The sequence below is a fragment of the Carboxylicivirga sediminis genome, from assembly GCF_018156225.1.
GTDB classification, from domain to species: domain Bacteria; phylum Bacteroidota; class Bacteroidia; order Bacteroidales; family Marinilabiliaceae; genus Carboxylicivirga; species Carboxylicivirga sediminis.
On the sequence record NZ_JAGTAR010000040.1, the window covers coordinates 1 to 16,037 of the forward strand.

Sequence of the window (16,037 nt, forward strand, 5' to 3'; positions counted from 1 at the left end):
ACCCACTTACACCTTACTACGCATGAGATTTAAAGATGTACAGCTTTGTTAACAAATCTCATTATGCTTCGTTTCGATGAGTGGGTGCCCCATCTACGTTGCTGAGGTCGGGGGCGTGACAACCATTGTATGCACACATCTTCCCCTTGGGGAAGTGCCGCAGGCGATGGGGGATTTTTCCAGCCAGAGATTTGCTTCCTTTGGGGTAATGCCAAAGGAATAGATTGTTTTGTCCTCGAGCCGGACGGGCTTTTACTTCTTCTCTGCAGCCAGAAGAAGTAAACAAGAAGGGCCTTTTGCTGTAGGCAAATGAAGACTAAGAGATGGATATTATGTGTTCCAAATCTTTCTTTCTTTCTTTCTTTCACTCAATGAGTGGATCTCATCTGCGCTGCTGATGTTAGGGGCAGACTGCAACACAAAGTGTTATTTTGTTTCTAAATCGAATCATAGTTTCCACGCAATCACTCATTGCCTGAAAGGCATTTACATATGGAACAGGTCGTGGAAAGGATTGCATCTTAAATGACAACTTACACATAATGATGCGATCCTTTCAGAACTATCTGCGTTGCTGATGTCGGGGAGAAGACCCTCATCTCACAGCACTTTTACCAGCCCATAGGCACGGCATACACCACGTCCTGCTTAATCAGGTAGTTTCTAAACTCCTCCATGTACCGGTCGGTGTCTTCCTCGTTATAATGCATCGACAGGATGGTTTTGACATCATGCACATGATTGCTATTGATGGGGTCGATAAAATAGATGACTTTGGCATTGCCCTCAGATTCATTAATGACCTTAAACAGGCGGGCAGTAGCTTTTGATTCGGCAAAATGTTGCTCAAAAGCCGGCAGGAATACCTCGGAGGCAAAGGTGTTGAGGGCCTCCATTTTTTCGGGGGCCACCTCTGTTATAACCATGGCAACAGTATCTTTATCAGTGGCTCTGGGCGGCATGGGCATTGAGCTGTTCCAGATGTCTTTGGCAATTTTCCAGGTATTATCTGCTTTTTCCCACACCACAATGTATTTGCCTTCATCTACCAGCTTATCATCGGGTGTGTAGTACTTATAAATGCCTGTTTCGTGGGCTACAGGGCCATAAGCTGTGGCTTCGGTAGTGGTTAGTTTAAGGTAGCCCATGCCGTAGGCAAAGGCCTCGCTCCACATCTGTCGGATGGCATCTTTACCCTCAATCATTCTCTGGTTCGATGGTAACACAAGCGCATCGGCAGTGTGCAGGTTGGTGAGTGTTTCCACATCCTGGTTTTTAATGGCTGTCATATACACGATGTTCATTTCTTCAATCTCGGCTGTAACATCTTGCTTAACGGGGGTGCAGGCACTGGCGATAATTAATGCAAGCAGCACAAACAAGCTGCTCTTGACTGACAGTTTTGTTTTCATGGCGATACAATTTAATGGTAAGAAACGCGAAGATTGAGCGGGTAATGGCATGCAAGTTACAGTGCCAGGCAACTTTTGTCAATCTCTTTGCTGCAGGTGGCAGTAACTCATAGCTCCATAGGGCTAATATCTTATGTCTTAAGTCTACCTTATCTACATCACGATAAGCCGTTATTGCCCGATCACAAGCATCAGACTTGCCAGTAAAGTGATAACAATATTGATGAGTCTGAAGTTATTGCCGGGAATCAGATGATTAAGTCGCTTGCCAGCTACAGTTCCCAGGAGCAGGATGGGAACAAACACAGCCACTTGCTTCAGGCTTTCAACCGACAATAAACCAGCCGGTATATAGCCAATAATGGCAATGGAAGCTGTTACCACACTAAACCAGGCAAACACCTCTCGAAAGGCCATTTTATCCACCTGTGCTTTGTTCAGAAACAGGGCCAAAGGAGGGCCACTCACCGATATGGATCCGGTGATGATGCCTATAACAGCGCCGGCAGCCAGGTAGCTCAGATCCCTTAGCTTTTTCAGTGGTTTGCTTTGTGGTTTGAGCGACAGGAGGGTGATAATGATGAATGCCACACCGGTAACATGAACCAGTAGCTGCTGATTGATTGACTTCAAGAGGATGACACCTGCAATGGTGAAGACACCACCAGCCATAATCAGCATACGCTGCTGTCTATTCACCAGCCGGCGCTCCTTCTTTTGCAGTATGATAAACACAGAGGCGATGAAATTACAGATCATCAACACCGGTATAATCTCGGCAGGCTGATACCAGAAAAGGAGCAAAGGCAATGATATTAGGGCAAAACCAAAACCGGTGATACCTTTAATAAGGCTCGATGCCACCACAATTAAAAGAATCCAGATATTAGGCATGACTTAGTGGTTTAAAGCAATTAATGACACAACTCCGGTAATTATCCACAAGGTGAGGCCCAGCACAAAGCTTTTGGTGCCTGATTGTTTAATTTGTCTGATGGAAATATTCGAACCTATCAGTAGCAGGGCCAGCACCATGCCACGCTTGCCCAGCCAGTTCAGGTGTCCGTAGCTCTGGGTGTAATCCGGGAACAGCCAGGCAAAAACAATTGCTGCCACAAACAGCAGAATGAACCAGGGTACAGCTACCTTACGGGTGTTTTGGTTTTTGTTTAGCAGGGCAATCACTATGGAGAGAGGGATGATCCACAGGGCGCGTATCAGTTTCACGGTAGTAGCAATCTGTAAGGCTTGCTCGCCATATTCGGCCCCGGCGCCTACCACCGAACTGGTATCATGTATGGCGATGGCTGCCCAGTTGCCAAATACCTCCTGGCTCAGGTTCAACTGATGGCCAATAAAGGGGAATACCAACAGGGCAACCGCATTGAGCACAAACACCACAATGAGGGCGAATGAGTTTTGATAATCCTTGCTTTTGAGTATGGGTGATACAGCCGCAATGGCACTACCACCACATATGGCCGTGCCGGCAGCTATCAGCAGAGTAATGTTTTTTTCTACTTTAAGCAGTCGCCCCAATAACAGGCCCAGCGCCATAACCAGTATCACCGATACGAATGTTTCAATAAAACCATTTTTGGAGGCGGCTATCACTTCATTCAGGTTCATGCCAAAGCCCATTAAAACAATGGAAGCCTGCAATATGACTGACGTATACTGGTGAGCATTTTTGGGGCTATAGCCCAACAGGGAAATAATAATACCTGCGCCCAGCGCCATGGCTGGCGATACAAAGGGTAGGAAGCAGGCACCAGCCAGTGCTATATATACCCATCTGAAAGTGTTTTGCTCTGTTTTCATATCTCAAAACTTTCCAACAAAAGTATTGAGTAGTTATAACCAAAGCAAATACTATATATTTATTAAGGATAACTAAAAGTTATAGCTGCATAGGAAATTCTCGAATAACTCAACCAGCCTGCTTTTGTGTCCCAGTTTAAAAGCTATTCTGAATGTGCGCGGAATGGTAAAGTCGTTCACTGTCAGTTTAACCAGGCTTTTCATATATAGCTCTGTTAAGGCCGCTTTTTCAGAGATGATGGCAATGCCATCGAAATCGAGCAGGAAGTTTTTGATGGATTCGGTGCTGCCCAGGTGAATAAAGGTGTTAAGATTATCAAATGGGATACTTTGCCCGGAGAAGGCCTTTTTAATGACTTCTAATGTGCCGGAGCCTTGTTCCCTCAGTACGATGGGGAAGCGCATCAGGTCTTCTTTGCTGATAGTTTTGCGCTTGCCATACACACTATTGGCCCCTGTTACCACTATCAGTTCGTCATTCATAAAGCTTTGATAGCCGATGCCGGCCTGCGACCCCTGGTTTTCGACCAGTGCCAGGTCCACCTGGTTATTCAGCAGCAGCTTTTCCATATCAAATGAATTGCCGTTGACCAGGTGTATCTGAATTTTGGGATAGCGCTTGTGAAATGAAGCAATCACTTGAGGAATAACATACTGCGATATGGTTGAGCTGGCACCTATGATGAATTCACCTGCCACCGTATCATGCATCTGGCTCACTTCAAAATCCAGCTCGCGGTATTGGGTGGCTATTTGTTTAAAGGCATTGTACACCTTCTTGCCGGCTCTGGTTAAGTATATTTTGTTGCCTTTGCGCTCAAACAGGTTGATGTCGTAGCGGTTTTCCAGCTCTTTAATATGCTTGGTAACCGCCGGCTGACTGATGTTGAGGTCTTCGGCGGCTTTGGAAAAACTAAGGTGTTCGGCTACGGCAATAAATACTTGATCCCGGTAATCCATTGTTCGAGCATATTGAGTTACTGGTGCTAAAGGTAATTAATTAAGCTGAGTTCAAAGTGGTCATTGAATGCAGATAAGAAGTATGAGCAAAATAGAGTTATTATTCTTTAAGCAAAAAAGGGTTAAGCTCCCTTCGGAACCTAACCCTGTGATTTGTACTTGTTGGTTTAAGTAATGCGTTTATCTACTGACTATCAAATCGGTCGAGGTTCATAATCTTATCCCATACCTTGATGAAATCTTTTACAAACTTCTCCCGGGCATCGTTACTGGCGTATACCTCGGCTAACGCCCTTAACTCGGAATTATAGCCAAACACCAGGTCGGCCCGGGTAGCTGTCCATTTCACTTCACCACTTGCACGATCTTTGCCTTCAAATAGCTCTTCATCTTCCGACGTAGCCTTCCACTCGGTACGCATGTCCAGTAGGTTCACAAAGAAATCGTTGCTAAGTGTGCCGGGCTTATCGGTAAATACACCGTGTTTAGAATGGTTGTAGTTGGCATCCAGGGTGCGCAACCCACCAACTAATACGGTCATTTCAGGCGCTGTCAGCCCAAGTAGTTGAGCTTTATCCACCAACAGGGCTTCTGTTGACATCTTGTATTTGGTCTTCTGGTAGTTGCGGAAACCGTCAGATAATGGTTCCAGCACAGCCATTGATGTTACATCGGTTTGTTCCTGTGTGGCATCCATACGGCCCGGTGTAAACGGAATTGCCACGCTGTAACCACCTGCCTTGGCTGCTTGCTCTACAGCAGCGCAACCTCCCAGTACAATCAGGTCGGCCATCGATACTTGCTTGTTACCCGATGAGGCATTGAAGTCCTGCTGTATCTTTTCAAGTGCCGTCAGCACTTTACTCAGCTGAGCAGGGTTGTTTGCTTCCCAGTTTTTCTGTGGTTCCAGACGGATGCGTGCACCATTGGCACCTCCTTTTTTATCAGAATTACGGAAGGTACTTGCCGATGCCCAGGCAGTAGATACCAGTTCCTGTGTGGTAAGGCCGGCATCCAGAATGGCAGCCTTAAGCTTTTTAACATCGGCGTTACTGATCAGTTTGTGGTTGAGCTCTGGTATAGGATCTTGCCAGATAAATACTTCCTCAGGCACCTCAGGACCCAGGTAGAGGGCTCGTGGTCCCATATCGCGGTGAGTGAGCTTAAACCAGGCCTTGGCAAAGGCCATGTCAAACTCTTCAGGGTGTTCATAGAAGCGACGTGAAATCTTTTCGTAGGCAGGATCGAAGCGTAACGATAAATCAGTGGTGAGCATCGTTGGTTTGTGTCGTTTTTCGGGATCAAAGGCATCCGGAATAATCTCTGGTGAATCTTTGGCTACCCATTGCTTGGCACCAGCCGGACTTAAGGTGAGTTCCCATTCGTTATCAAACAGAATCTGGAAGAACTGATGACTCCATTGGGTTGGAGTGATTGTCCAGGTGACTTCCAGTCCTGATGTGATGGCATCGGCACCTTTGCCTGAGCCGTGGCTGCTTTTCCAGCCAAGTCCCTGCTGTTCCATGGGGGCCGCTTCAGGATCAGCTGCTACCTGGGCAGCATCGCCGGCACCATGGCATTTACCAAGGGTATGACCACCTGCAATCAATGCTACGGTTTCTTCATCGTTCATACCCATGCGAGCGAAGGTTTCGCGTATATCAATGGCCGCAGCCACAGGGTCGGGGTTACCGTCAGGTCCTTCCGGGTTAACGTAAATAAGTCCCATCTGTACAGCTGCCAGCGGATCTTCCAGTTCACGATCGCCCGAGTAACGTTTGTCTTCGAGCCATTTACCTTCAGAGCCCCAGTAAACTTCCATGGCAGGTTCCCACACATCACTGCGTCCACCTGCAAATCCAATGGTTTTAAATCCCATTGATTCGAGCGCCACGTTACCTGTTAGTATCATCAGGTCGGCCCATGATATTTTGTTGCCATACTTTTGCTTAACGGGCCATAATAGTCGTCTGGCCTTGTCAAGGTTGGCGTTGTCTGGCCAGCTGTTTAAAGGAGCAAAGCGCTGCTGTCCCTGGTTGCCACCACCGCGTCCGTCACCAACACGATAAGTACCGGCACTGTGCCAGGCCATGCGGATAAATAGCGGGCCATAATTGCCAAAATCGGCTGGCCACCAATCTTGTGATTCAGTCATTACTTGCTTAATGTCCTTTTTCAAGGCATAGTAGTCGAGGCTGTTAAAGGCTTTTGTGTAGTCAAAGCCTTCGTCCATAGGGTCAGATAGGCTTGAATGTTGTCGCAGAATGCTCAGGTCAACCTGATTGGGCCACCAATCTTTATTGTCCATACTCATCTGGGCGCCTTTATGAAAAGGACATTCACTTGATGTTTCCATAACTGCTTGCGTTTCTGTTGGCTTTTGGGTACATCCTGAAAGGAGGGCGAGCAGGAGTAGTGTACCAATGATTTGTTTCATGACATAGGTGTTTATTGAATCAATAAAAGATACACATAAGCGTATTTAGAATCAATACAATTAAGCTTAAGTATTTAGTTTTTAAATACTAACGCTGATGGAGTATAGGGCTCTTAACGTAATGTTAGTGGGTAGTTGATCGCATAAATGCTTTGAGGATGCTTGAATAATGTCGCCTTGATTTCGTGTCAGGAGCCACAATAGAGTGTTGTATAACGCCTTTGAGTTAGTGCTTGCTGCTGTGGTATATTATTTGATTGTTTAACCTGATGGGCATTGAACGATGAGGAATGTCTCTGAGCAGATAGGTCAGTTCAAAGCAACAATCGCACTCGTAATAAGGGGAGGTAAATTCATAAATGATTTGTCCATCCTGATAAAGGGTATCGGTTATTTGTGGCTCCAGCGAGTAAGACAGTTCTATGGTGTCGTTGACGAATTGAGCTTCGGCATAAAGTGGCTCACTGGCATAGACACAGTTATCAACCAGCTGAACAATGATTAATATGGTGTCGTTCCTGAATACCAGTTCAGACAACCTGTTGTCAAAATTATCCGTTTCCTGCTCTTCGTCACAACCGGAGGCATAGCAATCTATCAGGCAGGATGACTGGCCCGATATATGGAGGCTTATTGTTAACAGGGCATATAACAGGACGGCTCTTTGAATGTTGATTCTGTTAATTAAGCTCTTCGAGTACTTTGTTAATATGTGAACCAATCTTGTCAATCTCCGAATTGTAGAGGTCTGTTTCTTCTGATATTGCTTTAATAATAACTTCATTATAACTAACTCTCAGATCACAATATTCTTTCAGTTTATCGTTTTGCGAGATTAGTTCATCAGGTAAGTTACTGATAGTATCCAGGTGGCTAATAATCTCCTTATTAAGTTGCCACAATACAACGCCTTTGCTAAGTTCTTTAATACTGTACTGAGGATCGGCTACATCAATCACTTCAAATATGGCAAGTGCTGTATTCTCATTTTTAATGAATTTATCGAATTCAGTATTATAATAATCAGCATTGTAGTCAGGCTGTGATAAATCACCAGCGATAAAAGCCGTTCCGCCAACACCAATCAGGATGATAAGTGTAAATATGACCCCAATGCCAGCTGAACGCCACATTGTGTAGAACTCACCATCCGCGGCTCTGTGCTCTTCCAGCCATTGTCCCTGAAGTTTTTCAACAATGAGATAGATGATACCTATATAAACAGCTGGGATAAGGGCATTAGGTATCTTATCGATGATGTATTCAGGGATTGAAAAGATGCCTGCGAATAAAAGAATAGTTGCTATCACCCCAATGGCAAAAGCATTTTTTCCTTTACTCAATTCACCGTATGCATCGTAATTTTTTTTGATAAGGTAGCCTGCAGCCGCTGGTCCCCCAAAGAATGTTGCCAGAGCGATGGCTTTTTGTGAAAATAGGCGTTCGTTTTCTTCCATTACAGGTAGGTGATATGTTCTACTTCTTTCTTTTGAAATATGGCATGTATTTGTTTCATGGTGCTAAACCACTGCTCAATGGTTTGGGCATCAAGCACCCATTCCTGCGGATTAATGAGGGCAAAATGGGAGTTGTCCTTTAGCTCGGGTACAAAATCAACCGGTGTTTCGTTAATGGAGAACTTCATGAACATATTAGAGTTGAGCTTCTCAATTATTAAGCGTTGCAGCACCGAGTGTTTGAAGTAGCGCTTAATGGTGGACGTATCGTTACCGCTTATGACTACTTTAGAATCGAATAAGCGCTCATCGATCTTAAGTGTTTTTTTCGATAAAAAGGGATTCAGCTTGTCAAAAATATTTTTGGGCCTGAAATTTAGCCTGACCGATGCCGGTATGTTGGTTTTAAAGTAAATGCCGCAAAAGACGGTGTGTTCGCCAGCCTTATAATACGGATCGCTGAAGAGCACAAAAAACAGTTGTCTCTCTTCGTTATAAGGGATGTAAATGGTTCTTTTATAGCGCGGTATCTGCCGATAGGGAGGGAGTGGGTATTGATCTTCGGTAAAGAATATCTCGCGGCCTGTTCGTTTAGCAAAAACCTGTAGTTTTTCAATGTTGGTTGCTTGTTCCATTTTGTTTGGTGTTGGGTTGGTATGATTTTTTAATGTTGCGATACTGCTTTGAGGCCAATGATGGAGGCAATAAGTGTGGTCAGGAAAAACAGACGCAGGAAAGTGGTTGGTTCCTTAAATACAAAGATACCTACCAATACGGTTCCTACTGCCCCTATACCGGTCCATACGGCATAGGCTGTACCTATGGGCAGAGTTTGTGTGGCTTTAATCAGCAGGGCCATACTCAGGAAAAGAGCCACTATAAAACCCGTGTACCACATTATCATGGGCTGACCAGTTGTTTCTTTAGCTTTACCCAGGCAAAAGGCAAACGTCACTTCAAATAATCCGGCTATGGTAAGTATGATCCAGTTCATTAATTAGAGAGTCTGAATTTATTGGACTTTAACGAAGATACAAACTTTAGTTAGTTGGTGGATAAGTTTGCAGGATATTAAACACATCAAACAGGTAAATCAAAAGAAATGGGTGATCATTTGCTGAACACCCATTTCTGTTAATATTAACCAAATATAATTCGCTGGCAGCCTTGTATGTGAGCAACCAGATAGCCCAATGGAAATTGTGGGTTAAAATTTAATTCCGGCTGTGAGATAAAAGCCTTGTAATTTAACTTTTTCATCCATATCCTCCAGAAATTCGTTTAGCCCCCACTCATATGATGCATCCAGATAAAACATGGTTAGGTTGATGCCTGCACCGGCCTGAACACCCCAGTTAATACTCTTGTGATCATCCTTTGAAAGCAGGTCAGTTTCCTTCACATCTAGCACAAAAGACGCTGTTGGTCCTCCAAAGACGTGTAACGAAAACATGCCATCTTCTTTGCCAAGAATCGAATAACCGACGTTGACTGGTATTCTGAGTGAGGTAATCTTGTTGTCGAACTTGAAGTTATCAGGCATCTCACTATCAATGACATCTACTTCCGTTGATTGCTCCACATAAAACAAGCCGGGTTCAAAAAAAAGTTTTTCGCCAAAAGCTACTGTACCACCAATTTGCCAGCCAACATTTCCACTTGTTGTTGCCCCGCCCGGGTCTTTCGACCAGTTAGTAATGTTAATACCGATTCCCGGTTTGATAGTAACCTGAGAGTAACCAAAGCTAATAAAGCCCATTAATCCTATAAAGGATAATACCAATGACATTCTCTTCTTTCTCATGTTTACTTGATTTAGTTAAATTATTAATCCAGATATAATTGTACAAACTATTAGTTGTAATATAAGTGCTTGTTCGACTGGTTTTTAATAATTTTGCAATTTAAGGGTGTTGACTGTAGATGTCAAATTACCAAGTGATTAATGAGTGCTGGCGGTTATTATTAGGGCTTCTCTTCGATAGGATGACCAAGGATAATTGCATTAGTAGTTGATGGGAGTTTAGGCTATAAGCTACTTCTCAGAATCTTTTCCATTTTCTTTCCTTTAGCCAGTTCGTCTACCAGTTTATCAAGGTATCTGACTTGTTGTGTCAAAGGGTTAGTAATCTCTTCAACCCGGTAGCCGCAAATGACCCCCGTGATAAGATGTACATTTTTATTAATAATCGCTTCCCGAAAAAAAGATTCGAATGTGACTTTGTCCTCGATTAGTTGCTGTAGTTTGGGGGCATCAAAACCAGTTAGCCATTCTATCACCTGGTGTAGTTCTGCTTCTGTTCTGCCTTTCTTCTCGATTTTGGCAAGGTAATGCGGATAAACTGAGGCAAATGTCATGCGAGCGATGCGCTCATCTTGCTTGCTGCTGGTATTCATTGCTTTTGGTATTATTGGTTATATCTGGCTTAAAGTACAAATACTTTGTGTATTGTACCTATAAGCTCCTGGATATTTAAAAACTGGCCGTGTACTGCATATGGTTGATTGTTGCTAAACAGTTGATATGGATGTTTATTAATAGTTGTCAGTAGTGTTTGTCTCTTAATGAGCGAATTGGGTTAGCAGGTATTACGGCACGAATATTGAATTAAAGTATATTAAAGAACAATCTCATGAAATACGTAGCATTGATACTCCTTACGCTTAGCCTGTTTTTATCGTCATGCGATAATACTATTGGACACCCGCCATCGCAGGGAGGCGATTTTATTGGAACCACATTTGAATTTACAGGTAGCTTTAACCGTTCAAATGCTTATCAGTTGGTATTTAACTTCAGGCAAAATGGGTTTATACCCTACGAATCGGATGTGATATTGGCCTATGTCTTATGGGAGTCAGCAGGTATTGACTATTGGCGCCCTTTGCCGCAAACAGTTTATTTCAATAATGGAACATCTTTTCAGTATAACTATGATTTTTCGGCCGATATAGCCAGTAACCAGATTATTGATATGTCGGTATTTCTGGATAGTTACCTGGATTTGTCAACACTGCCGCCTGGATACACGCAGAATCAGACCTTCAGGGTGGTGGTAGTACCATCAGACTTTTTAGAGGCAAGTAATGTTGATGTAAATAGCCTGGAAAGTATTTTGAATGCCGAACAGTTGCAGCTGAAAGAGCTGGAAATTATGCATTAGTGGACTGTTTAAGAGTTCAGGGTTTAGCGTTCTGAGGGCAGGTGTTATCAATGGAATAAACGAAATACTCTTTGCCATCATCAGTGTGGCCGCTATTGGTTTTGGCCATCCCGCATTTCTCAGATAGGGCAACAGACGACTTATTGTTGGCATACATGCGTGCAATAAGTGTTTGGGTGTTCAATGTTTGAAAAGCATATTGAATTAGGCCGGAACAGACTTCTTTACCTAATCCTTTTTTCCAATGGCCCGAGTCGATGATATAGCCCAGCTCCAACTGATGGAGGTTATCGAAAGAGTTAAACAAACCGGCTTCTCCAATCACTGAATTGTCTGACTTTAATACCAACGCAAAAATGCCGATACCAGGATGATTGTTTTGGTTGGACTGCCTGTACTTTTTTGTCAACTCTGTATGCGTCCATTGGTGTTTGCCGCTGGAGATAAAGCGCATGTTGGCTTCCTTGTTGTAAATCGTAAGCAGCTCATGCATATCTGCCTGGGTGATATGCCTGGCGATGAGTCTGGACGTTTCGAATATTATCACGTTTCTTTAATTTTATTTCTCCCAAACTTTATCAATCTGAACCTCTTTTGTCTTCTCCAGCAGAATAATTGGTATACTATTCAGGTTAATTGAATAGGTTTGTAGCAGATCGCCATTACTTACCATAATTACATCGCCCAATTCAAGTTGTGTATCCAGGAGGCACTGATCATCAGTATCATAAAGTTTACACTGGTAGTAACGCCTTTTTTTTGAACCTTCTTTTGGAATATGCTTCTCGCTAATGCCTGAAGTACTAGTAAATTCCAGTCGCCAGGTTTGCATGCCGTAGCCATATCCATAGCCCGAGTCGAAGCTGCTACGATAATCATATTTTGAAATTCCCCGTTTAACCATTGCCTGGGCGGTTATTGGCAGTTCAATACCTGAACTGGTGATGGTAAAACTTGTTTTAACTCCACCAGTCTGTTCCACCAGTGACTGTGCTTGCATGCCTGCCGAAATCAAGACTAATACAATAATTGTAACGGTCTGAATAAGAGGGAAGGGTAATGTTTTTTTCATAGGACTTGTTGTTATAGTTTCAAAGGTATTGACTACAAATCTTCACCAGAAGAATTTGTCAATGGCACTACAAGTAAACTATCCGGCACCGATTCGCCCTGAAGTTTCTGAACAATGAATTCAATGGTTTTATTATAGTTTTGGAGCAGCTCATTGTACTGATAGGTTTCTTCCGAGATGGTTTTGGCCATTAACTCAAAGCTTTCGAGGCGATACTGGCAATAGCGCTTCAATAGCGCGTTTTGTTCCTTGTAATCTGCCGGTAGGTCATCAATGGAGTCGAGCTGTTTGACAATGCTTAAACATTTCTTCCAGTTGGGAATGCCTTCTTCGGTAATGACTCTGAAATAGGTGTCGTCGCCGGCATTTGATTGAAGATTGCTAAAGCTCAGTGCTTTTTCCTCTGTTTCAACAAATTGATTCATTAATACATTGTATTTCCCCAGTTGATTGGGGATGATAACAGGCAATGCAGCTATTAAAAGAACCACAGCCAGGGTGCTGGTGGTCATTACGGCTTTTGTACCATGAGTTTTGTTGTTTGTGACATAATAGGCGGCGCCAATAATTAGTCCGCTTACAAGTCCACCAATATGAGCAGCATTGTCAATGCCTTCTTTGGTAAAGCCAAACGCCAGGTTATAGCCGACAAAGGAAAATACGCTGGTTACAAAATTCTTACGAGTCTCCTGTGGTAACTCAATTGCTTTTAGTAACAATAGAGAAATGAGTACGCCATACATACCAAATATGGCTCCGGAAGCCCCAACAGAAACGATATTGTCGTTAATAGCCACACTTGCTACGCTGGCTAATACACCAGTGAACAAGTAGGCAAACAGGAATTTAGAACTGCCAATCTGCGTTTCAATTTCCTTTCCAATAAACAGCAGGGCATACATATTAAGTAAAAGGTGAAAGATACCACCGTGCAAAAAGGTGCTGCTTAGCAAGCGCCATTGCTCATCCACCAGGGTGAGCTCACGCAGATTGCCGCCCCAGTCGATTAATGCTTCAATGCTTGGTTCTACCGGGTGAACTCCCATCAGCACCATCACTACGTAAATCAGTATATTCAGGTAAATAATGATAGGTGTAACGTAATAGTTGGTGTCAGGGATCAAAGCCTCCACTACTTCCCTAAAAGATTTTCGTTTATTCGTTTCCTCTTCTTCTTCAACGGGAGTTTCCACCTCTTGTACTTTGGCAGGAGGTGTGTTCAAGGCTGCTTTTCGTCTTCTTTCAAGCTCATACAGGGCAGCTTCATAGGCTTCTTCCTGGTAGTTCTCCCTGTTTTCAAGGATGTTTCTTAGCTCAGCATCTGATTTATCAAGCATTTTCTTTGTAAAGATGTTTTCCATTTCCATGTATTAGTGCAGGGCAGTGACAGTCAATTGGGGGTTCTTAACCTTCTGCGCTATCGGGTTGTCTAATCCTTTTTCAATTGGTGCTTAGTGTTCTTACTTCCTTTTTCCGAATATTCTGAGCAGGTATAAAAACAGGTTAATGAAATCGAGGTACAAGGTTAGTGCGCCAATGATGGCTTCTTTCTTATCTTCTTCTGTCCCCTCGTTACCAATGATGTTCATCTTTTTGATTTTCTGGGTGTCGTAGGCTGTTAGGCCAACAAATAGTAATACACCCACATAGGTGGTAATCCAGTATAGCATCTCGTTATTCAGGAACATATTCACCACTGATGCTAATATCAAGCCTATGAGTGCCATAAAAAGCAGGTTGCCAAAGCGGCTTAGGTCCGACTTGGTAAAGTAACCGTAGAGGCTCATTATGCCAAAGGTACCGGCTGTTACATAGAATGTGGTGGCAATGGATGCCTCTGTAAATACAATGAAAATAGCCGACAAGGTGATCCCGTTGAGGAAGGCATAGAGTATAAACAGCATGGTGGCCATCTGGGCCGATATTCTCTTAATAACCGAAACCAGGCGGGCAACCAGTATAAATTCAAGCACTATTATGCCAATAAATACAAACTGATTGCTGAAAATCAGTTTGATTAGCTGTGGGGTAGAGGCTGTCCACATGGCCACGAGTCCGGTAATGATTAAAGCAAAGGACATCCATCCATAAACTTTTGTCATAAATCGTTGCTGTTCGGCTGCGATGGCGGCTTCCTGGGTGAATGAAATTGATTGTTTCATGAGTTTTTCCGTATTGATGAGGTGGATTAGATTAATTTGTTGAGTATCAAGTATTTCTTTATTATCATCGTCTTCGTGTTGGTGGATTATAGTCGGTATGGTTAAGAGCAAATGCATTTTCAATTTCTCTCACGAGTAGCTCAGCATGTTCCATTCTTTTTGTTGATAGTACAAGTCTTTTCTGGCTATGATTTTCATTAAGAAGAAAAACCTTACTTACTCGAATCTTTTCTGCGAAGTTAGGATTGGCTGCAGAGATGAATACCAATCGTTGAGCCATATTATAGTTCAGAATACTAATGTCTTTCATATTTTGCAGGTCTATTTTCGTTTTAAAATAAGGTTTGCCAAATATGAATTGGGAGTTGTATAATTGGTCTTTGCTTATTAGTATACCCTCTTTGCTTAATAATAAAATCAGTATGCCTGGTGAAATGATGAATAGAAGCAATGCAATATAATCGCCAGGATATAGATCCAATGAATCAGATATGGCGATTCCAATAACCTCTCCTGTTCCGACAATAAAGGAGAAAATAAAAAATAGAATGAGCATGAACCTCTGATGTGAAGTGAATCCAGACTTAATAATAACTTTCTTCATTTGTTGATTTCTTACTTATTAAGGCAATGGGCCTTATAGATTGTTCGTAATGGCAGGTTGATTATCACCGGCATATTTAGTGATATAACTTTTGAGTGTTGATGGTTTCCAGCTACTTTATTATTAACTATCGACGAAGTTGTAAACTTAGCCGAGTGGGAGGTAGTATCTTATTTTAGTTCAAACTTAAACATGAATTGCCTTTGTATTTCTTTATTCAAAGTATTCTGAGAGCCTAATAGTCCTAAAGGCATGTTTTTCATCATGGTTTTATATAACTCCATTTGAGAGTCGCTCTCATTGATAATCTCTGAAATATTGAATAGTTGTCCTACTGTGTTGCCAGATACCAATGCTAATTGCTGTGCTTGTTTAAGAGCTTTTGAATATAAAAGATTAAACTTTTCATCTTGAGACAAAGATTCAGACTCATAATTGACATTCATTATTTTGCCACTTATTCCTTTTTCGTGTTTTAGTTTATTGTAAAGGCGTTTTAGGTCTTTAAGATTATCTAACTCCACTTCAATGGTTGGATGTTTTGTTTGAATTGAGATTGAAAAGTCATTATCATCATTGACAATATATTTGAATTGCTCAGATTTAATCATATTCTCAATGTCGGTAAAAGAAGCCTGTGGAATATCAGTATCGTTGTTCATGGGAATATTCATACCCATAAATTCCATTTGTTGTCCAAAGCTAATCTGGTAAATAAATGATTTAGGTTTCAAAATGAAGGTTTCGCTACTAATAACTTCAATGTACTTTGTTTCTTGTGCTAAAGATTTGAATTGTATTAATATTAGTACAAAAAGAACAAACAGAATTTGTATTTTTCTCATACCTGGTTTACTTATTAATTTAAAATTATCGTTAGTTGATATTGCCCATAACTAATTTATCATCATATCTATGCACGACATCTTTACTATATCATTCATCACC

18 protein-coding genes are annotated in these 16,037 nt (G+C 42.4%); 1 reads left to right on the forward strand and 17 read right to left on the reverse strand.

Going from position 1 to position 16,037, the window contains the following annotated elements; translation table 11 throughout:
• Positions 1 to 611: 611 nt before the first annotated feature.
• From KDU71_RS19560 to KDU71_RS19610, 11 genes are all read right to left on the reverse strand, one after another.
• Positions 612 to 1,412, reverse strand: coding sequence for a YybH family protein (locus KDU71_RS19560; RefSeq protein WP_212192804.1), 801 nt, complete (start codon positions 1,410 to 1,412; stop codon positions 612 to 614).
• A gap of 171 nt (positions 1,413 to 1,583) precedes the next feature.
• Entirely contained in the window at positions 1,584 to 2,306 is a 723-nt protein-coding gene (locus KDU71_RS19565; protein WP_212192805.1) for a sulfite exporter TauE/SafE family protein, read from the reverse strand.
• A 3-nt stretch (positions 2,307 to 2,309) separates the two neighbouring features.
• Entirely contained in the window at positions 2,310 to 3,233 is a 924-nt protein-coding gene (locus KDU71_RS19570; protein WP_212192806.1) for a YeiH family protein, read from the reverse strand.
• A gap of 72 nt (positions 3,234 to 3,305) precedes the next feature.
• Complete coding sequence (locus KDU71_RS19575; protein ID WP_212192807.1) at positions 3,306 to 4,193, reverse strand: LysR family transcriptional regulator; 888 nt, start codon at positions 4,191 to 4,193, stop codon at positions 3,306 to 3,308.
• Between the two features lie 184 nt (positions 4,194 to 4,377).
• On the reverse strand, positions 4,378 to 6,630 hold the full coding sequence (gene katG / locus KDU71_RS19580) for a catalase/peroxidase HPI (protein WP_317195175.1): 2,253 nt from the start codon (positions 6,628 to 6,630) through the stop codon (positions 4,378 to 4,380).
• A gap of 226 nt (positions 6,631 to 6,856) precedes the next feature.
• Entirely contained in the window at positions 6,857 to 7,360 is a 504-nt protein-coding gene (locus KDU71_RS19585; protein WP_212192808.1) for a hypothetical protein, read from the reverse strand.
• On the reverse strand, positions 7,311 to 8,087 hold the full coding sequence (locus KDU71_RS19590; RefSeq protein WP_212192809.1) for a hypothetical protein: 777 nt from the start codon (positions 8,085 to 8,087) through the stop codon (positions 7,311 to 7,313). The genes KDU71_RS19585 and KDU71_RS19590 overlap by 50 nt, the downstream gene beginning before the upstream one ends.
• Complete coding sequence (locus KDU71_RS19595; protein ID WP_212192810.1) at positions 8,087 to 8,722, reverse strand: hypothetical protein; 636 nt, start codon at positions 8,720 to 8,722, stop codon at positions 8,087 to 8,089. The genes KDU71_RS19590 and KDU71_RS19595 overlap by 1 nt, the downstream gene beginning before the upstream one ends.
• A gap of 29 nt (positions 8,723 to 8,751) precedes the next feature.
• Complete coding sequence (locus KDU71_RS19600; RefSeq protein WP_212192811.1) at positions 8,752 to 9,081, reverse strand: DMT family transporter; 330 nt, start codon at positions 9,079 to 9,081, stop codon at positions 8,752 to 8,754.
• Between the two features lie 213 nt (positions 9,082 to 9,294).
• Positions 9,295 to 9,891 (reverse strand): outer membrane beta-barrel protein, encoded by a 597-nt coding sequence (locus KDU71_RS19605; RefSeq protein WP_212192812.1) that lies wholly within the window; start codon positions 9,889 to 9,891, stop codon positions 9,295 to 9,297.
• A gap of 224 nt (positions 9,892 to 10,115) precedes the next feature.
• Positions 10,116 to 10,484: a DUF2200 domain-containing protein gene (locus KDU71_RS19610; protein ID WP_212192813.1), complete on the reverse strand. Its 369-nt coding sequence runs from the start codon at positions 10,482 to 10,484 to the stop codon at positions 10,116 to 10,118.
• A gap of 236 nt (positions 10,485 to 10,720) precedes the next feature.
• Here KDU71_RS19610 and KDU71_RS19615 point away from each other — a divergent pair, with 236 nt between their 5' ends.
• On the forward strand, positions 10,721 to 11,251 hold the full coding sequence (locus KDU71_RS19615; protein ID WP_212192814.1) for a hypothetical protein: 531 nt from the start codon (positions 10,721 to 10,723) through the stop codon (positions 11,249 to 11,251).
• 16 nt (positions 11,252 to 11,267) lie between these two features.
• Here KDU71_RS19615 and KDU71_RS19620 read toward each other — a convergent pair whose 3' ends face one another.
• The 6 genes from KDU71_RS19620 to KDU71_RS19645 form a co-directional block, all read right to left on the reverse strand.
• Complete coding sequence (locus KDU71_RS19620) at positions 11,268 to 11,798, reverse strand: GNAT family N-acetyltransferase (RefSeq protein WP_212192815.1); 531 nt, start codon at positions 11,796 to 11,798, stop codon at positions 11,268 to 11,270.
• A gap of 12 nt (positions 11,799 to 11,810) precedes the next feature.
• A complete protein-coding gene (locus KDU71_RS19625) occupies positions 11,811 to 12,323 on the reverse strand; it encodes a hypothetical protein (protein ID WP_212192816.1) in 513 nt (170 codons plus the stop codon).
• A 32-nt stretch (positions 12,324 to 12,355) separates the two neighbouring features.
• Positions 12,356 to 13,684, reverse strand: a complete 1,329-nt coding sequence (locus KDU71_RS19630) for a rhomboid family intramembrane serine protease (protein ID WP_212192817.1) — start codon at positions 13,682 to 13,684, stop codon at positions 12,356 to 12,358.
• Between the two features lie 99 nt (positions 13,685 to 13,783).
• Positions 13,784 to 14,485: a Bax inhibitor-1/YccA family protein gene (locus KDU71_RS19635; protein WP_212192818.1), complete on the reverse strand. Its 702-nt coding sequence runs from the start codon at positions 14,483 to 14,485 to the stop codon at positions 13,784 to 13,786.
• 64 nt (positions 14,486 to 14,549) lie between these two features.
• Complete coding sequence (locus tag KDU71_RS19640) at positions 14,550 to 15,041, reverse strand: hypothetical protein (RefSeq protein ID WP_212192819.1); 492 nt, start codon at positions 15,039 to 15,041, stop codon at positions 14,550 to 14,552.
• Between the two features lie 218 nt (positions 15,042 to 15,259).
• Complete coding sequence (locus tag KDU71_RS19645; protein ID WP_212192820.1) at positions 15,260 to 15,934, reverse strand: hypothetical protein; 675 nt, start codon at positions 15,932 to 15,934, stop codon at positions 15,260 to 15,262.
• Between the last annotated feature and the right edge of the window lie 103 nt (positions 15,935 to 16,037).